Consider the following 20,067-nt stretch of genomic DNA (forward strand, 5'->3'; position numbering starts at 1 on the left):
CAATACATATTATACTAAAGTTATACGCTGAACGGATATATAGAATAGAAGTCGGATTAGACACGGGGGGATTTTACATGAAGCGGTATGGGATGCATCTTTTCATTTTGATTGGACTCGTCGTACTCGTGACATTACCGACGATCGGACTCGTCAATTATTTAGACGCGTCCGCTGAGTCGAGTGCTACATATAAAAAAGACACGACGGTCGCGGGTGTCGACGTATCAGGGATGACGAAAGAAGAAGCGAACGTTCGTCTCGATAATGCGATTAAAGACTTTAATACGGCACCCTTTTCAATCAATTTGATGGATGGGACGGTCATGGAGGTTGGCAAAGAGGTCGTGACGTTCGATGTATCGAATACGTTAGACTCCATCAAAGATACAGGTGCCTATCCTCTATTGACATCTGTAGATGAAACGAAAGTCGAGCCTTATCTCGAAGGTCAGCCTGTGACGTTGACGATGATTGCCCCGGCGTTGATGGATGCCGCATCAATGTTGGAGTCATCTGTGACATTAGAGCAAGTCGCGGCGGAAAGCGAGGTCGTCGCCTCGTTCACCGTGAGCCCGACACCAGCCATGCAGTCAGCACTTGATCGAATGAACGGATTCGAGATGGCGGCGGGCGACATCTTCAGTCTTAAATCGTTCGGAGAAGATTACGAGGCGCTCACGACACTCGGGTCTTCGTTCTACCGCATGTTTGCGGCGACACCGTTCGCCATTCTTGAACGTGTGCCGCATGAAACACTTCCTTCCGGGGTGGAACTGGGCTATGACACGAAAGTCGATGAGCGTTCAAACTTTGCTGTTCAAAACCGAGAAGACACATCGTACGCCATCCTCGTCTTGAATGAAGGGGGTTCTGTGACGGTCCAATTGCTCGGGCAACCGTTTGACGCCGCTTTCGAGGCGAGAGTGGAAGAAGTGAAGACGGTACCGCATCAAAAAGTCGTCCGTTTCTCATCATCGCTCCCATCTGGCAGTTCATCGGTCACCCAGTCAGGTCAAGATGGACAGTCAGGTAAGCTCTACCGGGTCACAGTGACTGAAGAAGGAGAGACGATGGAATTACTCGGGTTTGATTTTTATGCCCCAACACCGGAAATCGTGACGAAGAGTTCCGTGCCGCTTCCGCCACCAGATCCGGTCGAACCGGTCATTCCGACATTCCCGGATGAGGACGAGGAAGAAGAAGACCCGTTCCCGAATGATTCGAACGACGACCCGTTTGAGGCAGAACCGCCAGTATTAGAAGAAGAACCTGCAGAAGAGGAGGCAGTCGGATGATTGGCTATTTGATTTTACTCGGCTTTTGGGTACTCGCCACATTGACGCTGTTCGCCTTATCCGTTCCGATGATGCGAAAACGTGAAACGAAACTTGTCATCAGTCTATGGACGGCACTCTTATCTAGCGGCGTCTACGTGATGGTAGAGGAATCACTCGTACAAACATGGTGGGCATGGGTGGTTCTCGTTGTATTGTTGATTGGAGGGGTGGCTGCGAGCGTCTTTGTCGAAGAACGGAATGACAAGGCCGAGCAGGAGGAGGCTCCTCAAAGGATGGTGAAGTAACGTGAGACGAACGAAACGAAGATTAGGTGAGATGCTGATCGAGGCTGCGCTTATTACGACGAGTCAGCTCGATGAGGCGCTTGAACAGAAGCGTCCCGGAGAAAAACTAGGGGACGCCTTAATTCGACTAAACCATATTACCGAGACACAGTTGATCCAAATGCTTCACGAACAGTTGCATGTGCCAATCATTGAGTTGTACTCCTATGACATCAATGTGACGGTCACGAAGCTCGTACCGAAAGCATTGGCACAAAAACACGATATCATGCCATTTGAATTGAACGGCAATACGTTACATGTGGCGACAGCCGACCCACTCGATCTCATTGCCATTGATGACGTCCGTCTTCAGACCGGGATGAACATCGAAATCGGCATCGCGACGAGAGAACAGATTCGAAAGACAATCAGTCGATACTATGAGATGGATCACTCGCTCGTCGAAATTTTAAAAGAGGATGCCCCGGAGATCGAGCGACAAGAAACAATCAGTCGAGACGATGCACCGATTATTCGACTCGTGAACCAGTTGTTCTTAAGTGCCATCGACCAACGCGCTTCGGATATTCACTTCGACCCGCATGAGAAACAGCTCCACGTCCGTTTTCGGATTGATGGGGACTTGCGTACCGAGACGGTCTATCCGAAGAAGATTCAAAGCGTCATGCTGACGCGTCTCAAAGTTATGAGTAACCTCGACATCACAGAAAGTCGCCTACCACAAGATGGGCGAATCAAGTACACGCTACGCAATCGCGCCTATGATTTCCGCGTCTCGACGCTCCCGACGATGTATGGGGAGAAAATCGTTATTCGGGTACTCGATTCATCGCAAGGGCTGACCGATTTGACAAAACTCGGATTTGGAGAGCGAAACGAACTGGCGTACCGTGACATGCTGAAACGTCCGAACGGGATTATCCTGATTACCGGTCCGACCGGTTCAGGGAAGTCGTCGACATTGTACGCTTCGTTGAAAGAACTGAATGATGAGACGAAAAACATCATTACGGTAGAAGACCCGGTCGAGTATCAACTTGACGGCATCAACCAGGTTCAGGTCAACTCGAAAGTCGGCTTGACGTTCGCGTCAGGGCTTCGTTCAATTTTACGTCAAGACCCGAACATCGTCATGGTCGGAGAGATTCGGGACACGGAGACGGCTGAGATTGCCATTCGTGCCTCGCTCACGGGTCACCTTGTTTTGTCAACGCTACATACGAATTCAGCGATCAGCTCCATCACCCGTCTCGTCGATATGGGGGTCGAGCCGTTCCTTGTCGCCGCTTCGACGACGGGACTCGTGGCACAACGACTCGTTCGACGCGTCTGTCGTGACTGTGGTCAAGTCGAACCGGTATCGAAGAGCGAACGTAGTCTGTTCGACGCTGAAGGTGTACACATCGACCACATCGTTCGGGGAAAAGGGTGCTCGTCATGCAACTTCACAGGGTATCGTGGGCGCCTCGCCATTCACGAAGTCATTCCGATTGATGAAGGCTTGCGCCGGATGATCATGAACCAGGCGACAGAGTCTGAGATGGTCGACTATGCCAAGTCACAAGGAGCGACATTCCTCCTTGAGGACGGATTAGAAAAAGTCGCCGCCGGTCTGACGACGACTGAAGAAATATTACGAACGGTCATTACGGAGAATGCTTATGATTAATCAATCGATTGAAACCATTTTGACGAATGCGGTCGAGAAACGTGCCTCGGACATTCATCTGACAGCCGGTTCTCCACCGATTATTCGAGTAGATGGTAGCCTCATTACGATGGGCGAGGAGAAGGTATTGCCGCACCATCTTGAAGGATATTTAAAAGAAATTATGACCGATGATATGCGCGAACGTCTCGAGCATGATCGGGATCTCGATTTCTCGTTCGGTGTCCCACGTGTTTCCCGTTTTCGGGTCAACGCCTACTATCAACGAGGCACGATTGCCATCGCATTCCGGTCCATTTCCGGGGAAATCCCGACGTTGAATGAACTCAATCTGCCGACTGTGTTGAAGCGTTTGATTGAAAAACCGCATGGTCTCATCTTGGTCACGGGTCCGACAGGGTCAGGGAAATCAACGACGCTCGCTGCGATGATTCATGAGATTAACCGCACGCAGCGAAAGCGGATCATCACGCTAGAAGATCCGATCGAGTATTTGCATTCCCACGACCAAAGCATCGTCGACCAACGGGAAATCGGCTCTGACGTCATGAAGTTCGTAAGTGGTCTAAGGGCCGCCTTACGTCAAGACCCGGACGTCATTTTGCTTGGGGAGATGCGAGACTTAGAAACCATCTCGACGGCGATGACAGCGGCAGAAACAGGGCACCTCGTCATGGCGACACTCCATACGTCGAGTGCGATGTCAACGGTGAGTCGAATCATCGACGCATTCCCAGCCGAGCAACAAGACCAAATCCGGACACAACTCGCCAACGTCCTGCTTGGCGTCGTGAGTCAACGGTTATTTCCACGGATTGATGTGCCGAAAGGCCGCGTCGCCGCCATGGAAATCATGTTGGGGAATCCGGCAGTTGCCAACTTGATTCGAAATGAAAAAGAGTTCCAGTTGCCGACCGTCATCCAGACGAGTCGCCAACACGGGATGCAATCGATGGATGCCGCCATCGAACAACTCGTTCGGCAAGGGATCATCAACCCGAACGCCGTCCCGACAGAAGAGATGAGGTGATGAGTGATGGCGATATTTCAGTATGAAGGAAAACTCCTGAACGGGAAGCGTAAGAAAGGTCGCATCACGGCCGTCTCGCTTCGGGAAGCGAAAGAAAAGTTGCGTCAAGAGTCGATTCTCGTAACGGACTTGTCTGAGCTCGAGTCGACCGGACTGAACAAAGAGGTCAACTTGCTACCGGAACGGGTCAAAATCGAACACTTGATCATGTACGTCCGTCAGTTCGCGACGCTCATCCGGGCGGGTGTCCCAATTGTTCGTGCGACTTCAATCTTACGTGTACAGACCGAGTCGAACGTATTGAAGAAAGCATTGAGTCAAGTCGAGGATGATTTGAAGGAAGGGATTGCCTATTCTGAGGCGATTAAAAAACACCCACGCGTCTTTTCGAACTTCTTTAGTTCGATGGCACTTGCCGGGGAGACGAGTGGAAACTTGGAGGAGGCGCTTGATCAAATCGGGCTCCAACTCCAAAAACAATATGACGTGAAGCGGAAGGTCATTTCTGCCCTCACGTATCCGTTGGTCGTCTCCATCGTCGCCATCGGCGTTGTCGCCTTTTTGATGGTAAACGTCGTCCCGACATTCGCGAGCATCTTTGGTCAACTCGGTGGTGAGCTTCCGCTCATCACGCGAATTGTCGTTGCCGTCTCTGATTTCATCGCGGCCTTCTGGTGGTTGTTACTCGGACTTGCGATTCTCGGAGTTCTCACCTTCACCTGGATGTTGAAACGGGACCGAGAACGGTTCGTCATCGACGGCTTGTTATTGAAGATGCCGATTTTCGGAACGATTGTGATGAAATCTCAGATTGCATTGCTAACGCGAAGTTTAGCGGTCCTCCTACAGGCGGCCGTCCCGATTTTGACGGCGATTGAAATCACCGAACGTATCGTATCGAACCGTGTCATCCGGAAAGGATTGAGGGAAGCGCGTGAAATGATGGCGCAAGGTATACCACTTCACGAACCGCTCATGCGAAATGCGAACTTCCCGGCGCTCATGACACAGATGATCGCCGTCGGGGAAGAGAGTGGAGATTTGGATTCGATGTTGAACGAAGTTGCTGAGTTTTATGAGACAGAGGTCGAAACGACTACCGACCGATTGAAGTCGATTATCGAGCCGCTTCTCATCGTCGTATTGGCAAGCGTCGTCGGGGTCATCGTCATCTCGATTGTCGTCCCGATGTTCCAAATCTATGGTGATATTCAGAATCAGTAAAGGAATATGCAAGCTTTTGAAAATATACCTTTTCAATACTATATTTAGAAGGTATAGTAAAATTGTTCTACTTTTATATTAGGTCTTAAGTAATTTATCTAGTTTAATCACAGCACATTACACAAAAGGGGAGAATGAATCATGGTAGAGAAGTTGAAAATGATTTGGCAAGATGCCAAACAGTTAAAAGATGAGCGTGGGCTCACACTCGTCGAGTTACTCGTCGTCGTCGTTATTTTAGGGATTATCGCAGCCATCGCAGTCGTTGCGATTGGTGGGATCATCGAGAACTCGAAGAAAGATGCGATGGTAGCCGATGCGAAGCAAATGGTCAACGCGGCCAAATTATATGTAGCTTCGAATGAAGTAGCTGATGGTGAGGTCATTCGATTTGTTGGAAATGTGAATAAAACTAATAATGAGCGTGACGCTAAGAACATGATTGATACAATGAAAGATCCGTTTGGCAAAGATTACACAAATGGAGTAGTAAAAGTGACGAAATCTTCGGATAACAAATATACTTACAATGTATGGCTCGCTGGAACGAAACGTATTGGTACTTTAGCCAATCCTGTGGCGAGTAGTGATTTAAATAAAGATGTTATTAAATAAATTCTAAATTATCTTCCGGCTGGCGCTGGGCACTCGCTCAGCCTAGCCGGTTTTCTGTTTTTGGCATATACTGACAAAAGGAGGATCCTTCCTTGATTGAATCGATTGGATTCCTATATAGTATCGTCCTCGGGGCGGTCATCACATCGTTCACCAACGTCGTCGGGCTCCGCGTGCCACGTCAGCAATCGATCGTGACGCCGCGGTCACATTGTCCGTCTTGCGGTCACGAATTGTCACCGTGGGAACTCATCCCGATTTTCGGCTATCTCGCCTTAAGAGGCAGATGTCATGGGTGTGGCGAGCGGATCGCGCCGACGTATCCGATTTTTGAATTACTTGGAGCCATTGGATATGGCTATAGCTTTTCACTCTACGGATTCAGTGTGACGACGCTACTCGCGTTCGCTTTCTTGTCGACCTTACTCGCTTTGGCGATGTCTGATTTATCGACGATGCTCGTGCCGAATGTCATCTTGCAATTCACGGCACCGGTATTACTCCTCCTCACCTATCTCACAGGGGCATCTTGGTGGAACCCGCTTGTAGGGGCGTTGCTCGGATTTTCGCTCCTCGCGACCGTCTTTTTCGTGTCAAAAGGGGGACTTGGGGCAGGGGACGTCAAATTGTTTACTATGATTGGTCTTGTGCTCGGTCCACGTGACGTGCTCGTCGCCTTATTTTTATCGAGCTTGATTGGGGCGGTTGTCGGGATTGGATTGATGGCCACAAAGAAAATCGGGCGAAAACAGCCGATTCCGTTCGTCCCGTCCATTGCGCTCGGGACGATGTTGACGTTTTGGTTTAGTGAAAGTTTTTTTGATTGGTATTTTGAGTTGATGTAGGGGGAAACGATCATGAGTCGTGGGATAGAGAAAGGGACGGTCGCGTATTTTTCGTTTGATGCGCTCAGCATCCACGGGGCCGTCATCAAACAAGGGGTGTTCAAACGAAGCGCCTCGGTTCAGTTAGCAAAAGACGCATACGGAGAAGGGAAGATTCTCGATGAGACGGCGTTCAGTCTCGCTTTCGATGAGCTCTGTCGCAAGTTGAAAGTGCGACGCGGGATGACGTGTGCAATCGCATTGGACGAGACCGAAGTGTTGTCACGAAAAGTCGAGATTCCTTCTTCGATTCCGAAGGACGAGATTCGTGGCTATCTCTTCATGGAAATCGGGAGCTCAATCATCTTGCCGTTCGATGATGTGTCGTTCGATTATGAAGTGTTAGGAGAAGACGGAGTCAAGACGGACGTCATGTTGCATGCCGTTTCGATCGAATTGACGAAATCGCTCCGCGCGTACATGAAAAAACGCGGTTTAGCGTTGAAGAAAATCACGCCACGTTCTGTCGCGGTCGCCAATGGGATCATGCGTTTATCGGAGATTGATCCGCTTCAATCGACATTACTCTGGCATATCACGCCGTTTTCGCATCAATTGCTCGTCCTTGAGGAAGGGCAGATCCGTTTCATCCGCTCGATCGAACTAGACCTCCCGTATCAAGTCGGGACGAAAGATGGTGTCGTGACCTATACATATGATGGGACAGGCGAGATGAAGGCCAATCAGTTGGATGACTGGTTGAACGAACTCGCTCGCTTCCTCGATTTCTATCGGTATTCTCTGCGGACGGATGGTCGAGCCATCGATGAGCTATACGTTTCGGGAACTGTCCCGGAAGTCGATGATCTCGTCCGTATGATTCAGGCTGAGTCCCTCGTCTTGGTGACGCGTGTCGAGCAACCGCTCGCCATCGCTCACGGGACACCGCTATCGCATCAAATGTTGCCACTCCTTGGGATGGCGACGCTTCAGCGCGATCGGGACACGAACTTCATCAATTCGACGGACGTGACACTCCGTTGGCCGATCGTGACAGGTCTCGTCGCCCTTCTTCTCGGAGGAGGGGCGGCCGGATACTTGTACTATGAGGTCGGCCAACTTGAAGCAGAACAGACGCGAATCGAAGAAGAGTTACAGCTCGTCCAAATTTATCAAACGGAACAAGTGAATTCGAAAGCGCAACAAGTGCTCTCGCTCGACCAGACCGTGACGGCGTTGACCGACATGGAAAAGGATGCGGTCCCAGCACTGCGCGCGTTGACTGAGCAGTTGCCGCCTACTGGCTACGTCTTGACGTATAACTACGCGGATGGCTCCATCATGAGCGTCCGAACTCAATTCGAGACGTTAGAAGACTTGAACGCATTCCAGCGCTCGCTCATGACCGATGAGCGGTTCCTCGACGTCAAACTCCTCGGTGTGACGACAGAGTTGAAAGCGGATGTGGATGCAGAAGAAGAGGAAAACTCATTAGAAGAAGATCCGCTTCCACGCTATATCGGAGAGTTTACGTTCATGTTCCAAGACGTGGAAGACGAGTTGACAGAGGAAGAGGACACGGATGAGGAGGTGGTGAGTCAATGAAACGTTCGACAATCTACGCGTTATTTGCGATTTGCCTCCTTGCCGCAATCATCGCACCGGCTTACTTTGGCTATACGTATTACGTCAAACAAGGAGAGGTCGAAGCGCTTGAGAGGGACCTCTCGCTCGAACAAACAAAACTGGAGTTATTGCGCCAAGAAGGAAAAGCCGTTGATGTAGCGGACTCTCAGACGCTTCAGACACGGGTTCCAACAGTTCCTGCCCTCGACACGGTCGTTGAGGCGTTGTCGCAGGCAAGTCTTCTTGCGGGTGTCAATGTGACAAGTATCGCATTTGCGGATGGCGTTGTGGCTGAGTCAGAAGTGCCGGAAACGGTCGAGCCGTTCAATCCGGCTGATGTGAGTGCGACGAATGAACCGGCTGAACCAACGGACGTTGCACCTGTCAACGCTTCTACGGTCCGTTCAACGGTCAACTTGCAAGCAGAGACGTATGAAGCGCTCGTCTCCTTCTTGGAGTCGATCGAGTCGATGAATCGGATTCACGTGTTACGGACGGTTCAATTTACCGGACCTGCCGAGACGGGACCGAATACGGTCGAAGAAGTGCAGTCGCTCGAGTTTACAGTCGAGCTTGATGCCTTCTATCGTCCGGACCTCGACCAACTCGTTCCAGACCGATACATTCCGGAACCGGCGTTTGAGCAAAAGGATATCCCGGTATACGACTATACGACACCATAAGTCGGCGCGTCCCTTCGCAATTGAAGGGGCGTGTTTTTCGTCGCGGGTAATTGTGTTTAGGAGGCACGTTGCCTACAATCAACAGTGAAGACCGAAACGGGAAGGAACGCCGTTTTGGAAGAAGAGAAGGAGTCGATACAATGAATTCAACACAGAAGCGTGTCATTCTCGCCTCGATGTCACCGCGACGTACCGAGCTATTGACGAAAGCAGGAATCAAACATGAGGTCATCCCATCGACCGTGATGGAAGGGACGGACGGTCGGGAGACACCGAGTGATTACGTCGCTCGTCTGGCCCGGGAGAAAGCGATGGACGTGGCAAGGCATCACCGTGATGCCATCGTCATCGGCGCGGACACGGTCGTCGTCTTGAACGGCATCATTTTAGAGAAACCGACAGACCGGGAGGATGCGAAACGGATGCTTGAACGATTATCCGGTTCGACCCATGAAGTGCTGACGGGTGTGAGCATCATCGGTAAGTCCCAAGATTTGTTCGTCACGACGACGCGTGTGACGTTCGCTGAGATTCCTGAAACCTGGCTAGCGGATTATTTGGATTCGACAGAGCCCTACGATAAGGCGGGTGCGTATGGGATTCAAGGATCGGGTGGTCTCTTCGTCGAAAGAATCGAAGGGGATTTTTATAACGTCGTCGGATTGCCGATTCATCCGCTCGTCAAGACGCTCGACCGGCATGGGGTGACGCCTCGCTTCCTGTGAACTTGAAAGTAGGTGAAGGAATGACCATGGTGCTTGACCGTAGTGTAGAGACCGCCATCGCCAGATTGCTTCAAATCGGAGGACGGGGACCGGACCCGATGGAGACGGCTCGTCGTATCTCGGACGTCTACCCGACGTTACGGGCGTTGTCACAAGCGTCTGTCCACGATTTATGCAAAATCGAAGGGATGACGAAGAAAAAGGCAGAGCAACTCCTCGCCGCATTCACGATCGGGATTCGATACGTCGAGGAACCGAAAGCGAGTATGCCGACGATTCGTTCGCCGCAAGACGCCTATGAGTTGTTGCGAGATGAATTGAGACTGTTGAATCAGGAGCATTTCGTCTGTTCTAAGTAGACATAAAGACTAAAAAAATCTGACCACTTTTACATCGTATACTTTCTTTCCAGATGGGGCAGTAGCAACTTCGATCAGTTCAATCGATTCGATGAACTGCTGTACGAATGTTCGCTTTTCTTCATCTGTTAGATATTCGTAATTCTGGTTGAACTCATTAGACAATTGTTTAATATACTCAGGGTTCACATTACCAAAAGTCGTTTCATCCTGAGAAACGTTTAATTGCCGTTCTAAGTCCGAGTAGCGTTTTCTAGTGTCGTCCATTCGATTTTTGAACTCGGTGTCAGAGATTAAGTCTGAGGCCCATGCGCGCTGATATTTTTCACGTTCTCGTTCAATGCGGCGCATCTCATTTTCGATTAGTTGCAGGTTATCTTTTTCAGCCTCGAGTTCCTCGTGATCGTTTTCATCAAAGGTTAGAGCATTCATGTGTTGAATGAGCTGTAGTGTTAGCTTGTATTCTGATATGCTTACCGGCTCACGTCCATCTAGAGCACATGACTGGCAGCGGTATCGGTTAGCTGATCGCTCTATACCATTTTTATTCTTCCAGCGTGAACATTCTGAGCTCAATCGATTGCCGCACGATGGACAGATGATTTTAGTTTGGTAAATAAAATTGTAATTTGTTTCTCGTTTCTTCTGAAGCTGACGAGATTTAATGATGTTCTGGAGTTGAGTAAAGTCTTCCTTACTCATGATTCCTTCATGGGTGCCCTCATAAATTTCGTCATTCCACTGCATAGCTCCATATAGCACTGGGTTATGCAACAGGTCTAAGAGAGATGCAATATGCCATTTATAGCCTCGTCGTGGCTTATAAGAGGTATTCTGCATATACATGGATAGTTGGCGGAAGCTATAACCCTCTTTAACCTTACGGACCATAAGTTTTACGGCCTCAATCTCGTCTGGATTTACTTCCAGGCGTTTTTGATCGTTCTTCCTAAAGCCGTAAGGAGCTGGAGCTGACCATTCACCTTGTCTTGCTTTTTCAATCTGGCCAAGTCGCACACGTTCGCCTAAGTTTGCCGATTCCCATTCCGCAATGGCTGCTACGATTGTGATGAACATACGGCCCATAGCGGTCGAGGTGTCATACACTTCTGTGGCTGAACGAAATTGGCAGTTGTGTTTTTCGAGAAAGTCGAGTATATCGTGTAAATCACGTACGCTTCGTGTGAGTCGGTCCAATCGATAGACCAATAGCACATCGATTAACCCATTCTCGATGTCTTTCATCAGTTTCTTTAATGCTGGGCGCTCTGTAGAACGTCCAGAGATACCTTCATCTACATAAAACTTAATCGTTTCCCAACTTTGCGCGACGCAGAACGCTTTTAGTCGTTCACGCTGACCTGAAATAGAGTAGCCTTCTATTGCTTGTTCTTCAGTTGAGACGCGAATATAAAGGCCTATTTTTCTTTCTTTCATTACAATCCTCCTAAATAAAAAAGAAATAAATTCGAATTAGGAACAGAGGTTCTTATAAATTGCATTATACATAGATGGTGATATAATCAAAATGTAATATAAAAAAATTCTAATATTTAGTCATATTTTTCTTATTTCCAAGTTTGTTTGTAAAACATGGATTAAACCAAATTTTATTTCTAAAGTAACAAAAAAGAAGGTATTAATTTCTAGTAGTTAGAATTAAAACCTCCCTTTTCTCATAGCTTTTAGCCAAGGATCTGATTCTTCTATTAATTTATCTTGTTCTAATCGTCTACGTTTTCTTTTTACTTCGTTTTCTTTTTCTTTTTCTTGAATGTTTAATTGAGTTTTTTCACTGAATTTTTCAAGTGAAGTTTCTGATCTTTTTACGGATTTTTGAAACGTTCTCTCTTTTTTCTCTAGCTGTTTTTTTACTGCCAGAGGAAAGAGGTCACGCATGTTTTCCAACGAGCTCACCTACTTTCAATTTAAAAGGAGTGTTTTATGTGCCCAAAAAGAAGAGAAATAATCCAAATGTACAAAAAGAAATGGTAATTAGAAATTATCTCTACGCCGATATGGATTTTATTCATTCGTTTCTAGCTCAAACAGGTCAAGGACTTTTGAAAACAATTCTACATACTAATTCTAGCACATCAATGGACACTGAACATAGAGGCCATGGACTTATAGAAAAAGAAGGTAGCACACTTACCGAAAGTGATGCTGGTTATGAAGCTGAAGGTTCCGTACCAGGATTTGCAAAAGGTAAAGCAACATGGGGAGGCGACGAAAAACAGGACATTAGACTTAAAGAGAGTATCGAAACGCTAAACATTTTGGAGAGTGAGTCTCAAGGGTTAGTTCATGCTCGAGAAGTAGAATTACATGATTATGCTATCAACATGTTTATTCAGACAATCAAGTCTGAAAAGAGCAATGGGTCATTTAATAGCATTTTTGAGATTAATGACAAAGAAATAAAGCTTTACGACTATTCACAAGGTCTTACAGAAAAAATTAAAAAGTTTGAGGAATTTCAAAGTCAACCTCTGATGCAACAAGGGCTATCTTCTGGCGCAATTAAAGCTGAAGAGATGGAGGTAATTAGACCGGCTGTGGAAGCTACACTAGAGCTCTTGATGAGTATTTTACCTTCTCCTTACATGATTAGGTATAATGAGAATCAAGGATATATCTATGAGAAATGGCTTCGAGTAGATATGAAGTCAGTATTTGTGGAATATGGTAATTCATTCGCGGTTCATATGATTGGATATTATACAGGCAAAAAAAACTCTGTTCAAAATCTTAGTGAACTTGAAGATATTACGAAGATGTTGCCATCATTTTCAAGATATTTTGATGCAGAATTAATTCCTATGTTAACGCCTTCTCAAACCAATGATAAATACTTTAAACCAATTCTTATTTATAAAGTTCTATAATTAAAAACCACCTCAATGAACTGCCCCTTAAAGTTGGACCTGAAATCCGACTTTTATGGGGCGATTCATACGGGTGGTTTTTATTTGTGTTTATTCAGTTATTCAATATCAACAGCAAAATAGTTCGTTAGGGTAAGGTAATTTATAACGATGTACCTTAAGCCTGATAATAATAATTCGAACGTTGGAAATAATGGAAATTTATAATAATATTTAAACATAAGTTACCTTTTTTGTGGGTAATTTAAATAGAGGTATAGGGGGAAATGAAGTGAAGAAGTTAGTCGGGATTTTTTGTGCTATGATGTTATTGATAGGAACCTTAGTTCCATTCCAAAAAGCATCTGCAGAAAGTGGCTCAGAAGGTAGTTTAGAAGAAACAGTTCAGGTTGAACTCTATTCAGATGACACCAAAGTAATTATGTCTGAAGTTCCAAAAGAGCACGTAGTGGAATATCAAGCTAAGCTCGAAGATCCAGCGTTTAGAAATTCAGAAATCCAAAAAAGTGTAGGTCCAGAAGAAAATCTAACTGCTCCCACAAAGTTAGCTGCTTCTTTATCAAAGTCTAGTATTTCACCAATGGCCGTGGTTCAACCACCATCCGGCGGTACATCTGGTTATGTAAGATATTTTCGTAAGGCTGAAGTGATAAGAGTAATTGATTCGATTGACAATAAGTATGATTGGCCATTTTTTATCTCTAATCCGTTAACAGATAGTGCTGCAGTTTATGCAATTACACGTATTGCTGGTATGTCGAACTTTACGGGTATTGCCGCGACCGTGACTGCTTGGACTGCATCTGATCTGATGAATCGTCAAACTTCGTGGTGGAAAGATTCAGCTATTATGATACTTAAAGGTACGATTACAGGAGTAAAGTTAACAGTTAAACCAAATACGACATCTAATTATCCAGCCGCATACATTACACTTGTAAGATATTGATCTGTAAAAAGTATAGTAAGTATTTGGTTTATTAGGAGGAATTAAAGTGTCTAAAAAAACTAAGATTAACCTAATAGGGTGGCTATTTCTTATATTCCTTGGTATCAGCAAAGCATTTTTTGACGAACAACTTTCTATAATTACTACAGGTCTTGGTGGATTAATTTGTATTATTATTGCCGCATCCATGATTTATTATGGTGGCAATAAGAAACCTAAGATTGTGGATAATTGAACAACAAAAAAGAAACTCATCGCATATGATGAGTTTCTTTTATTATGAGAAACATAATAGTTATAAATCAGCCTGATACATTAGCGAAGCCTCGGATGCGAGAGACTAAACTATCCAGGTTGATTGTCGGCACATTACGAATAGTATATTTTTTAGATCCGAATCCTTTTTTATATGTAATGTGGATTTCACCTTCGTTTACATTGAACGGATTTATAGGGGCAGGGATAATGTCGAAATCTACTTCAGTAATTTTATTCATCGGTATTCGTTCCAGTGTTGCGCTAGGCATTAATCCACCTTTATGAATAGAGAGAATGATTTCGTTTTGCAATAGAACGAGAAAACCCATATGAGCGAATGTTGGTTGGACACCTTCAAATCCAAAAATTTCGTCTGTTGGTTTTAAAGACTTTTTCAAAGCCTTTAGAGTGATTTCGTAAAAAGTACGTTCAGACTTAGGAAACTCCATCTTAATTTCGTCCATTTCTTGTAATGTAATAGGATACTCCACGATAGCAAAACGGTGATTAATTTTTTCGAACTTACCCATCGATTTATACACTCCCTATTAATTTTATTTACTTCCGTTATTAATACAATCATATCAAAATGTAAGAATATAGTTACCTAACGATATTGGCTTGCAGTAGGAATGATTCGACAAATATCTTCAATGCTGTCGAATAAAAAAGACGCCAAGTGGCGTCAAATGCAATACTTTTGCTTTAGAGAAATAGAACGTAACGAAATCAAAAAGTATTTGAATCGCGTATAAAGGACAAAAAATACTTTTGTAATTCGTTATTATTTAGAAAATATTTAAAACTTAAAGTCCGGCGGCGACATAACGGCCACCAACTTGCCAATCACTTTAATGTCCTTAGCTTCCTCATCGAGATACATCTTTGGCGTATGTTCCGGATTGTAACTTGATGGCTCCAGCAAGACTCCTCGATCTAACAAGATGACGCGCTTTAACGTAGCGTCATAACCATTCACGATTACCGCAGCCACTTCACCAGACTCCACACGATCCGTCTTGCACAGGATAGCGTAATGACCATCGTGGACAATCTTGTTCATCGAATCACCTCTTACAAGCAGACCAAATAGATTATCTTCTCCATGCTTGAGAATAACGTGATCCGGAACCGACGTCTCCGTCAGGTTCTCGATCGCCTCGAGCGGGATGCCAGCCGATATGCTGCCGTACACTGGGATTTTATAATTCGATGAAGTGATCCGAGTGATGGCGTCGGGGGGGAGGGAAGCATCGATTGCACTTTTTCCGATTAATTCAGAAACTTTAATATCAAACTTCTTTGCAATTTCTTCGACTCTTCCCATTCTAGGTTCATTTCTTCCAGTTTCCCAATAGTGAATTGTTACATCGGATACCTGTAAAAAATCGGCCATTTCTTTCTTGCTCCAATTTTTCTCTTCGCGTAATTTCTTAATATTTTTTGCGAAATCCAAACTATCACCTCCTAATTTTAGATTAAGAATAATATGAATGAAAGTTAGAGTAAAGTGTTTTATCATTAATTAAAAGTTAGTTTTTATGATTGACACCTAACTTTATGTTAGGTTATAGTTTGTTCAAGGGGGTGATACGATGAAACGTACACTTAAGGAATGGCGTGCTCATCATGATCTGAAAATGGCAGATGTAGCAGATTATTTAGGTGTTCACTATGTAACTTACTCTAAATTAGAGAAGAATCCAGAATTAATTACTATTCGTCAAGCACTCTTATTAGCTGAATTATTTGAGTGTGAAACAGATGAGATTATTTTTTTTAGAGTTAAACCTAACTTTAAGTTAGATAAATGTGTAGCGATTTAAAGAAAGGAGTTTTATACATGGAACAACGTCCATTGAGAAAAAGCCCTGCAGACTTTGGTATTTCACCTCAGACGGCTAAAGCGATGGTCCAGTTTTTTAAAAAGACCTCGGCTCCTCGTCTAGCTGCGGCCAAAGCTCGGGAAGAAGAGAAGCTGAATAAATGAACAAAAACTAAGAATGGAGTGTGAGGCGTTGAATCTAAAGAAAATTGTAATGATTAGCGGCGACATTTACGAAAATGTTGAATTAGTCGCTGATATACCTGAGGAAATCAAATCGATCTCCGAAGACTTGATTGGCATCCGTCAAGGGACCGATTTGATTTGGATTAATAAGACATTAATTGACTCGCTAGTTACTTTTTCTTACGCGCCGTTTTTGCTTGAGCAAGAGCACTAGCAGCTACAGTTTTCACATTTTTGCTGGTGCCTTTTTTGGAGAGTAGCTTGCTAGCTTTCGACGCTACTGACTTTGAAGTCTGCTTTTTGTTAGGCATTAATTCACCACCTTCCAAGAATAGGATATCACGGAAGATGAATGACTTTAATTGAAAAATATTGAACAAAAAAAGACCGGGCATGCGGAGCCGGTCCGGAAAGAAGTGATATAGCTGTGAATGAACTTTTAGATAACGCCCTACGTGGCATCGTAGAAGAACGTCTGAGTCAAGGTCGCGAAGGATTGGACTATTTGGTCAACCTAATTGTCCTTGATGAAGATCAAGCACGTAACTATATCTTATGGAGACAGTATACCACGTGCATGGCCGAGCTGAAAAATGAAGAGATGTTTTGCACGGACGCATTGACGCTCTCTCATATGGAGTTCAACCATAAATACAAATTTGTTGATTGGTTGGCAGCCGTCGAATATGCACTTGTCACCTTGGCTACCACACGAGAACGCTCAGAAGGACTATATCTCTTGAAGGTAAGAAGACTGTTTGAAATTCCACGCCAATGCCCAACTGAAAAGGAGCGGATCGACATGAGAAATAGTAGCATTCGTGTTTATCGAACGGACCGTGAACATGATGAGTTCATGTCGTGGGAGGAAGAGCAAGAATACATTCGGAAAATCGAGGAGGATACCAAATGAATAACGTGATTGCACTGGCGAACGTGAGCGGGATGAGTCGTGATGAATGGTTAGAAATGCGCCGCAACGGGGTTGGCGGCTCAGACATCTCTGCCATCGCAGGGTTAAACAAATACAAGTCATCGATGAGCGTCTATTTAGACAAGGTCGGAGAAACCGAGATCGAAGACGTCGCAGGGGAGGCCGCTTATTGGGGCAATGTTCTTGAAGACGTTGTCGCGAAAGAGTTTCAGTCTCAGACAGGGCATAAGGTACGTCGGGACAATCGAATGCTTGCACACCCAAACCATCCCTATATGATTGCGAACCTAGACCGGGTCTTGGTCGGTAAGAAAGAGATACTCGAGTGCAAGACGTCTTCTGTTTACCGCTTGAAGGAATGGGAGGCGGACGAGATACCAGCAGAATACATTATCCAAGTTATGCATTATCTCGCGGTTACTGGATATGAAGCAGCATGGATTGCGGTTCTTGTCGGTGGTCAAAAGTTTATCTACAAACGTATCGAACGAGACGAAGAAATGATTCAGTTCATCATCGAAATTGCTTCTGACTTCTGGAACAACCATGTGCTCAAGAGAGTGCCACCGGCCTACGATGGTTCGAAAGCATCGAGTGATCTACTTGGCCGGATGTTCTCGACAGCAGAACAAGGTTCGGAAACAGAGCTTCCAGATGAAGCAGAAGATTTGATTAAACAATATCAAGAAACAAGCGAACAATTGGAAGAATTGAAAGTGCAAAAGACGGAAGCAGAAAACAAACTCAAGGCATTGATTGGTGAAGCGGAAATCGGTATTGCTCAGAATCATTTTGTTGAATGGAAGACGGTCAAACCACGCGAAACCATCGACTCGAAAAAACTGAAACTCGAGCATCCGGAAATCTACACACATTGCATCAAAAGCGGAAAACCAACAAGACGATTTGCAATCAAGGAGGCTAAATGATCATGGCAAAAACAGCAGACGTAAAAAATCAGTTAGCGAATCGAAGCGCACAAGCGCCGGCGCAAGCAGGGGATAACGAACGAAGACTCAAATCGCTCATCAACGACAACTATAAGGCAATCCAGTCGCTTGTTCCAAAGCATGTAACACCCGAACGCTTGGCACGTCTGACAATCAGCGCCGCAACTCGGAACCCAAAGCTATTCGAATGTGACGAGATGACCCTCGTCGGCGCAATCGTCAACTGCGCGGCACTTGGAGTCGAGCCGAACCTCATTGGACATGCTTACATCTTGCCATTCTATAACGGAAAGACGAAGCAAATGGAGGCGCAATTTCAACTGGGCTTTAAAGGGGCGATTGACTTAGCTCGTCGCTCTGGCGAGTTGAAGCAACTGTATGCACATGAAGTGTATGAAGGAGACGAGTTCGAATATGCATATGGACTCAATAAAGATTTGCATCACGTGCCTTGTGGAGAATCAGACCCGGATAAGGTCACTCATGTGTATGCCGTCTATCACCTCAAAGATGGCGGGAATGACTTCGTAGTCATGACTCGAGAGCAGATTGAGAATCACCGTGACCGGTTCACCAAATCCAAGTACAACGGTGCAGTCGTGGGACCGTGGAAAGACCATTTTGTCGAAATGGCCAAAAAGACCGTCATTATTCGTCTATTAAAAACGGCCCCTCTGTCCATTGAAAAGGAAAACGGAGAGGTGCAGCATCTTGGTGAGCTCATTAATGCGGATAACAGCGTATCTCGAGTACGTCAGTCAGCCGTAACTAGTCAGGCCATCATTGATACTTCATTTGTCGATAACGGAACTGAAGCTACAATCGTCGACGTGCAGCCAGAAGAATCAAAATCAAAAGCTGTCGAAGATCCGTTCTTGTGAGGTGTAGATGATGGGACATGGACGAATTAATCGAGTCAGAAAAGAAAGTAATTTCGTGATGATGGACAAGGGGTTCCTACAGAACCCCGAGTTATCTGCAAAAGCCAAAGGTGTACTTGCTTATATTTTGAGCCTTCCAGACGATTGGGTCATTTACCAAAAGGAACTAATTCGTCATTTTAAGGATGGTCGTGTATCTATTGAGACAGCGTTAGACGAACTAGAGATGCATGGCTATCTAGCTAAAGAACGGACTCGTGATGAAAAAGGACGTTTGGGCCACTATGATATCACCATTCACGAGATACCTATCCAGTGTAGATTTTCTACAGTAGAAAACCTGCAGCAGAAAAACTACAGTAGAAAACCTGCACCTACTAATAATGATTTAACTAAGAATAACTTAACTAAGAATAATACGACTAAGACGACGACTAATCCTTTTGCAAACGACAGCAACTCTTACGACGAAAGCCGTCAAGTCGTCGTCGACTTTTATCAAAGTCACTATGGGAACATCCCTCCTCTCGTAATAAAGGCAATTGAGATTTACCTGCAGCAAGAAATAGAAGGGCCTCTCATTATCAAAGCGATTCAAATCGGCATCGAACGCGGTAAGAAATGGGATTATGCTGCGGGCATTCTCAACAACTTAAGAGATGAGCATGGCATTAAAACCTTGGAACAGTACGAAGCCCGTCAAAAACAAGACAAACAAATGAAGAAGGGTGGAGCGCCTTCGACGTTCAAACCAACTTTCGATTAAGGAGGACTGAATGATGGAGCATGTTAGCAGAATATCAACCGGTTTGGTGGGTCGATTCAAGTTCGAGAATTCGAATCAGTCTTGTTG

The 20,067-nt window shown here is 45.4% G+C and carries 25 protein-coding genes; 20 read left to right on the forward strand and 5 right to left on the reverse strand.

Annotation, left to right across the window (positions count from 1 at the left end; genetic code table 11):
• Nucleotides 1-77 precede the first annotated feature (77 nt).
• From KNO70_RS07440 to KNO70_RS07490, 11 genes are all read left to right on the forward strand, one after another.
• The gene (locus tag KNO70_RS07440; protein ID WP_078146548.1) at nucleotides 78-1,298 is read left to right on the forward strand and encodes a G5 domain-containing protein; all 1,221 of its coding nucleotides are present in this window, start codon (nucleotides 78-80) and stop codon (nucleotides 1,296-1,298) included.
• Nucleotides 1,295-1,585 carry a hypothetical protein gene (locus KNO70_RS07445; protein WP_214811782.1) on the forward strand — a complete coding sequence of 97 codons (291 nt, stop codon included), beginning with the start codon at nucleotides 1,295-1,297 and terminating at the stop codon, nucleotides 1,583-1,585. Before KNO70_RS07440 ends, KNO70_RS07445 begins: the two co-directional genes overlap by 4 nt.
• A gap of 1 nt (nucleotide 1,586) precedes the next feature.
• Nucleotides 1,587-3,257, forward strand: a complete 1,671-nt coding sequence (locus KNO70_RS07450; RefSeq protein ID WP_214811785.1) for a GspE/PulE family protein — start codon at nucleotides 1,587-1,589, stop codon at nucleotides 3,255-3,257.
• The gene (locus tag KNO70_RS07455; RefSeq protein ID WP_015881136.1) at nucleotides 3,250-4,287 is read left to right on the forward strand and encodes a type IV pilus twitching motility protein PilT; all 1,038 of its coding nucleotides are present in this window, start codon (nucleotides 3,250-3,252) and stop codon (nucleotides 4,285-4,287) included. The genes KNO70_RS07450 and KNO70_RS07455 overlap by 8 nt, the downstream gene beginning before the upstream one ends.
• A 6-nt stretch (nucleotides 4,288-4,293) precedes the next feature.
• A complete protein-coding gene (locus tag KNO70_RS07460) occupies nucleotides 4,294-5,511 on the forward strand; it encodes a type II secretion system F family protein (protein ID WP_214684717.1) in 1,218 nt (405 codons plus the stop codon).
• Between the two features lie 141 nt (nucleotides 5,512-5,652).
• On the forward strand, nucleotides 5,653-6,126 hold the full coding sequence (locus tag KNO70_RS07465) for a prepilin-type N-terminal cleavage/methylation domain-containing protein (RefSeq protein WP_214684715.1): 474 nt from the start codon (nucleotides 5,653-5,655) through the stop codon (nucleotides 6,124-6,126).
• Nucleotides 6,127-6,218: 92 nt separating this feature from the next.
• Nucleotides 6,219-6,971: a prepilin peptidase gene (locus KNO70_RS07470; protein WP_214684713.1), complete on the forward strand. Its 753-nt coding sequence runs from the start codon at nucleotides 6,219-6,221 to the stop codon at nucleotides 6,969-6,971.
• A 12-nt stretch (nucleotides 6,972-6,983) separates the two neighbouring features.
• A complete protein-coding gene (gene pilM / locus KNO70_RS07475) occupies nucleotides 6,984-8,555 on the forward strand; it encodes a pilus assembly protein PilM (protein WP_214811788.1) in 1,572 nt (523 codons plus the stop codon).
• Nucleotides 8,552-9,259, forward strand: coding sequence for a hypothetical protein (locus KNO70_RS07480; RefSeq protein WP_074037502.1), 708 nt, complete (start codon nucleotides 8,552-8,554; stop codon nucleotides 9,257-9,259). The genes pilM and KNO70_RS07480 overlap by 4 nt, the downstream gene beginning before the upstream one ends.
• A gap of 140 nt (nucleotides 9,260-9,399) precedes the next feature.
• The gene (locus tag KNO70_RS07485) at nucleotides 9,400-9,984 is read left to right on the forward strand and encodes a Maf family protein (protein ID WP_214811816.1); all 585 of its coding nucleotides are present in this window, start codon (nucleotides 9,400-9,402) and stop codon (nucleotides 9,982-9,984) included.
• A gap of 20 nt (nucleotides 9,985-10,004) precedes the next feature.
• Nucleotides 10,005-10,343, forward strand: coding sequence for a helix-hairpin-helix domain-containing protein (locus KNO70_RS07490; protein WP_251030083.1), 339 nt, complete (start codon nucleotides 10,005-10,007; stop codon nucleotides 10,341-10,343).
• 9 nt (nucleotides 10,344-10,352) lie between these two features.
• Here KNO70_RS07490 and KNO70_RS07495 read toward each other — a convergent pair whose 3' ends face one another.
• Both KNO70_RS07495 and KNO70_RS07500 read right to left on the reverse strand, forming a co-directional pair.
• Entirely contained in the window at nucleotides 10,353-11,780 is a 1,428-nt protein-coding gene (locus KNO70_RS07495; RefSeq protein ID WP_214811819.1) for a recombinase family protein, read from the reverse strand.
• A 222-nt stretch (nucleotides 11,781-12,002) separates the two neighbouring features.
• The gene (locus KNO70_RS07500) at nucleotides 12,003-12,251 is read right to left on the reverse strand and encodes a hypothetical protein (protein ID WP_214811822.1); all 249 of its coding nucleotides are present in this window, start codon (nucleotides 12,249-12,251) and stop codon (nucleotides 12,003-12,005) included.
• A gap of 38 nt (nucleotides 12,252-12,289) precedes the next feature.
• Between KNO70_RS07500 and KNO70_RS07505 the strand changes: the two genes are divergently transcribed.
• The 3 genes from KNO70_RS07505 to KNO70_RS07515 all read left to right on the forward strand — a co-directional run bounded on the left by KNO70_RS07505 (nucleotide 12,290) and on the right by KNO70_RS07515 (nucleotide 14,415).
• Nucleotides 12,290-13,231, forward strand: coding sequence for a hypothetical protein (locus KNO70_RS07505; RefSeq protein ID WP_214811825.1), 942 nt, complete (start codon nucleotides 12,290-12,292; stop codon nucleotides 13,229-13,231).
• A 271-nt stretch (nucleotides 13,232-13,502) separates the two neighbouring features.
• The gene (locus KNO70_RS07510) at nucleotides 13,503-14,180 is read left to right on the forward strand and encodes a hypothetical protein (protein ID WP_214811828.1); all 678 of its coding nucleotides are present in this window, start codon (nucleotides 13,503-13,505) and stop codon (nucleotides 14,178-14,180) included.
• A 46-nt stretch (nucleotides 14,181-14,226) separates the two neighbouring features.
• Nucleotides 14,227-14,415 (forward strand): hypothetical protein, encoded by a 189-nt coding sequence (locus tag KNO70_RS07515; protein WP_214811831.1) that lies wholly within the window; start codon nucleotides 14,227-14,229, stop codon nucleotides 14,413-14,415.
• Nucleotides 14,416-14,482: 67 nt separating this feature from the next.
• Here KNO70_RS07515 and KNO70_RS07520 read toward each other — a convergent pair whose 3' ends face one another.
• Nucleotides 14,483-14,968 carry a hypothetical protein gene (locus tag KNO70_RS07520; RefSeq protein WP_214811834.1) on the reverse strand — a complete coding sequence of 162 codons (486 nt, stop codon included), beginning with the start codon at nucleotides 14,966-14,968 and terminating at the stop codon, nucleotides 14,483-14,485.
• A 269-nt stretch (nucleotides 14,969-15,237) separates the two neighbouring features.
• On the reverse strand, nucleotides 15,238-15,894 hold the full coding sequence (locus KNO70_RS07525) for a LexA family protein (protein WP_214811848.1): 657 nt from the start codon (nucleotides 15,892-15,894) through the stop codon (nucleotides 15,238-15,240).
• Between the two features lie 139 nt (nucleotides 15,895-16,033).
• Between KNO70_RS07525 and KNO70_RS07530 the strand changes: the two genes are divergently transcribed.
• Together KNO70_RS07530 and KNO70_RS07535 are read left to right on the forward strand one after the other, a co-directional pair.
• On the forward strand, nucleotides 16,034-16,264 hold the full coding sequence (locus KNO70_RS07530) for a helix-turn-helix transcriptional regulator (RefSeq protein ID WP_214811863.1): 231 nt from the start codon (nucleotides 16,034-16,036) through the stop codon (nucleotides 16,262-16,264).
• Nucleotides 16,265-16,281: 17 nt separating this feature from the next.
• The gene (locus KNO70_RS07535) at nucleotides 16,282-16,428 is read left to right on the forward strand and encodes a hypothetical protein (RefSeq protein WP_214811866.1); all 147 of its coding nucleotides are present in this window, start codon (nucleotides 16,282-16,284) and stop codon (nucleotides 16,426-16,428) included.
• A 191-nt stretch (nucleotides 16,429-16,619) separates the two neighbouring features.
• Here KNO70_RS07535 and KNO70_RS07540 read toward each other — a convergent pair whose 3' ends face one another.
• On the reverse strand, nucleotides 16,620-16,760 hold the full coding sequence (locus KNO70_RS07540; protein WP_214811881.1) for a hypothetical protein: 141 nt from the start codon (nucleotides 16,758-16,760) through the stop codon (nucleotides 16,620-16,622).
• Between the two features lie 116 nt (nucleotides 16,761-16,876).
• Here KNO70_RS07540 and KNO70_RS07545 point away from each other — a divergent pair, with 116 nt between their 5' ends.
• Genes KNO70_RS07545 through KNO70_RS07560 form a run of 4 tightly spaced genes read left to right on the forward strand, consistent with a single transcriptional unit; the run spans nucleotide 16,877 to nucleotide 19,980 of the window.
• The gene (locus tag KNO70_RS07545) at nucleotides 16,877-17,362 is read left to right on the forward strand and encodes a hypothetical protein (RefSeq protein ID WP_214811884.1); all 486 of its coding nucleotides are present in this window, start codon (nucleotides 16,877-16,879) and stop codon (nucleotides 17,360-17,362) included.
• Nucleotides 17,359-18,312: a YqaJ viral recombinase family nuclease gene (locus KNO70_RS07550; protein WP_214811888.1), complete on the forward strand. Its 954-nt coding sequence runs from the start codon at nucleotides 17,359-17,361 to the stop codon at nucleotides 18,310-18,312. Before KNO70_RS07545 ends, KNO70_RS07550 begins: the two co-directional genes overlap by 4 nt.
• Before the next feature lie 2 nt (nucleotides 18,313-18,314).
• Entirely contained in the window at nucleotides 18,315-19,214 is a 900-nt protein-coding gene (locus KNO70_RS07555) for a recombinase RecT (RefSeq protein WP_214811891.1), read from the forward strand.
• A gap of 10 nt (nucleotides 19,215-19,224) precedes the next feature.
• Complete coding sequence (locus KNO70_RS07560; RefSeq protein ID WP_214811907.1) at nucleotides 19,225-19,980, forward strand: DnaD domain protein; 756 nt, start codon at nucleotides 19,225-19,227, stop codon at nucleotides 19,978-19,980.
• Nucleotides 19,981-20,067 lie beyond the last annotated feature (87 nt).

This window comes from Exiguobacterium sp. s181, assembly GCF_018617125.1.
GTDB lineage: Bacteria > Bacillota > Bacilli > Exiguobacteriales > Exiguobacteriaceae > Exiguobacterium > Exiguobacterium profundum.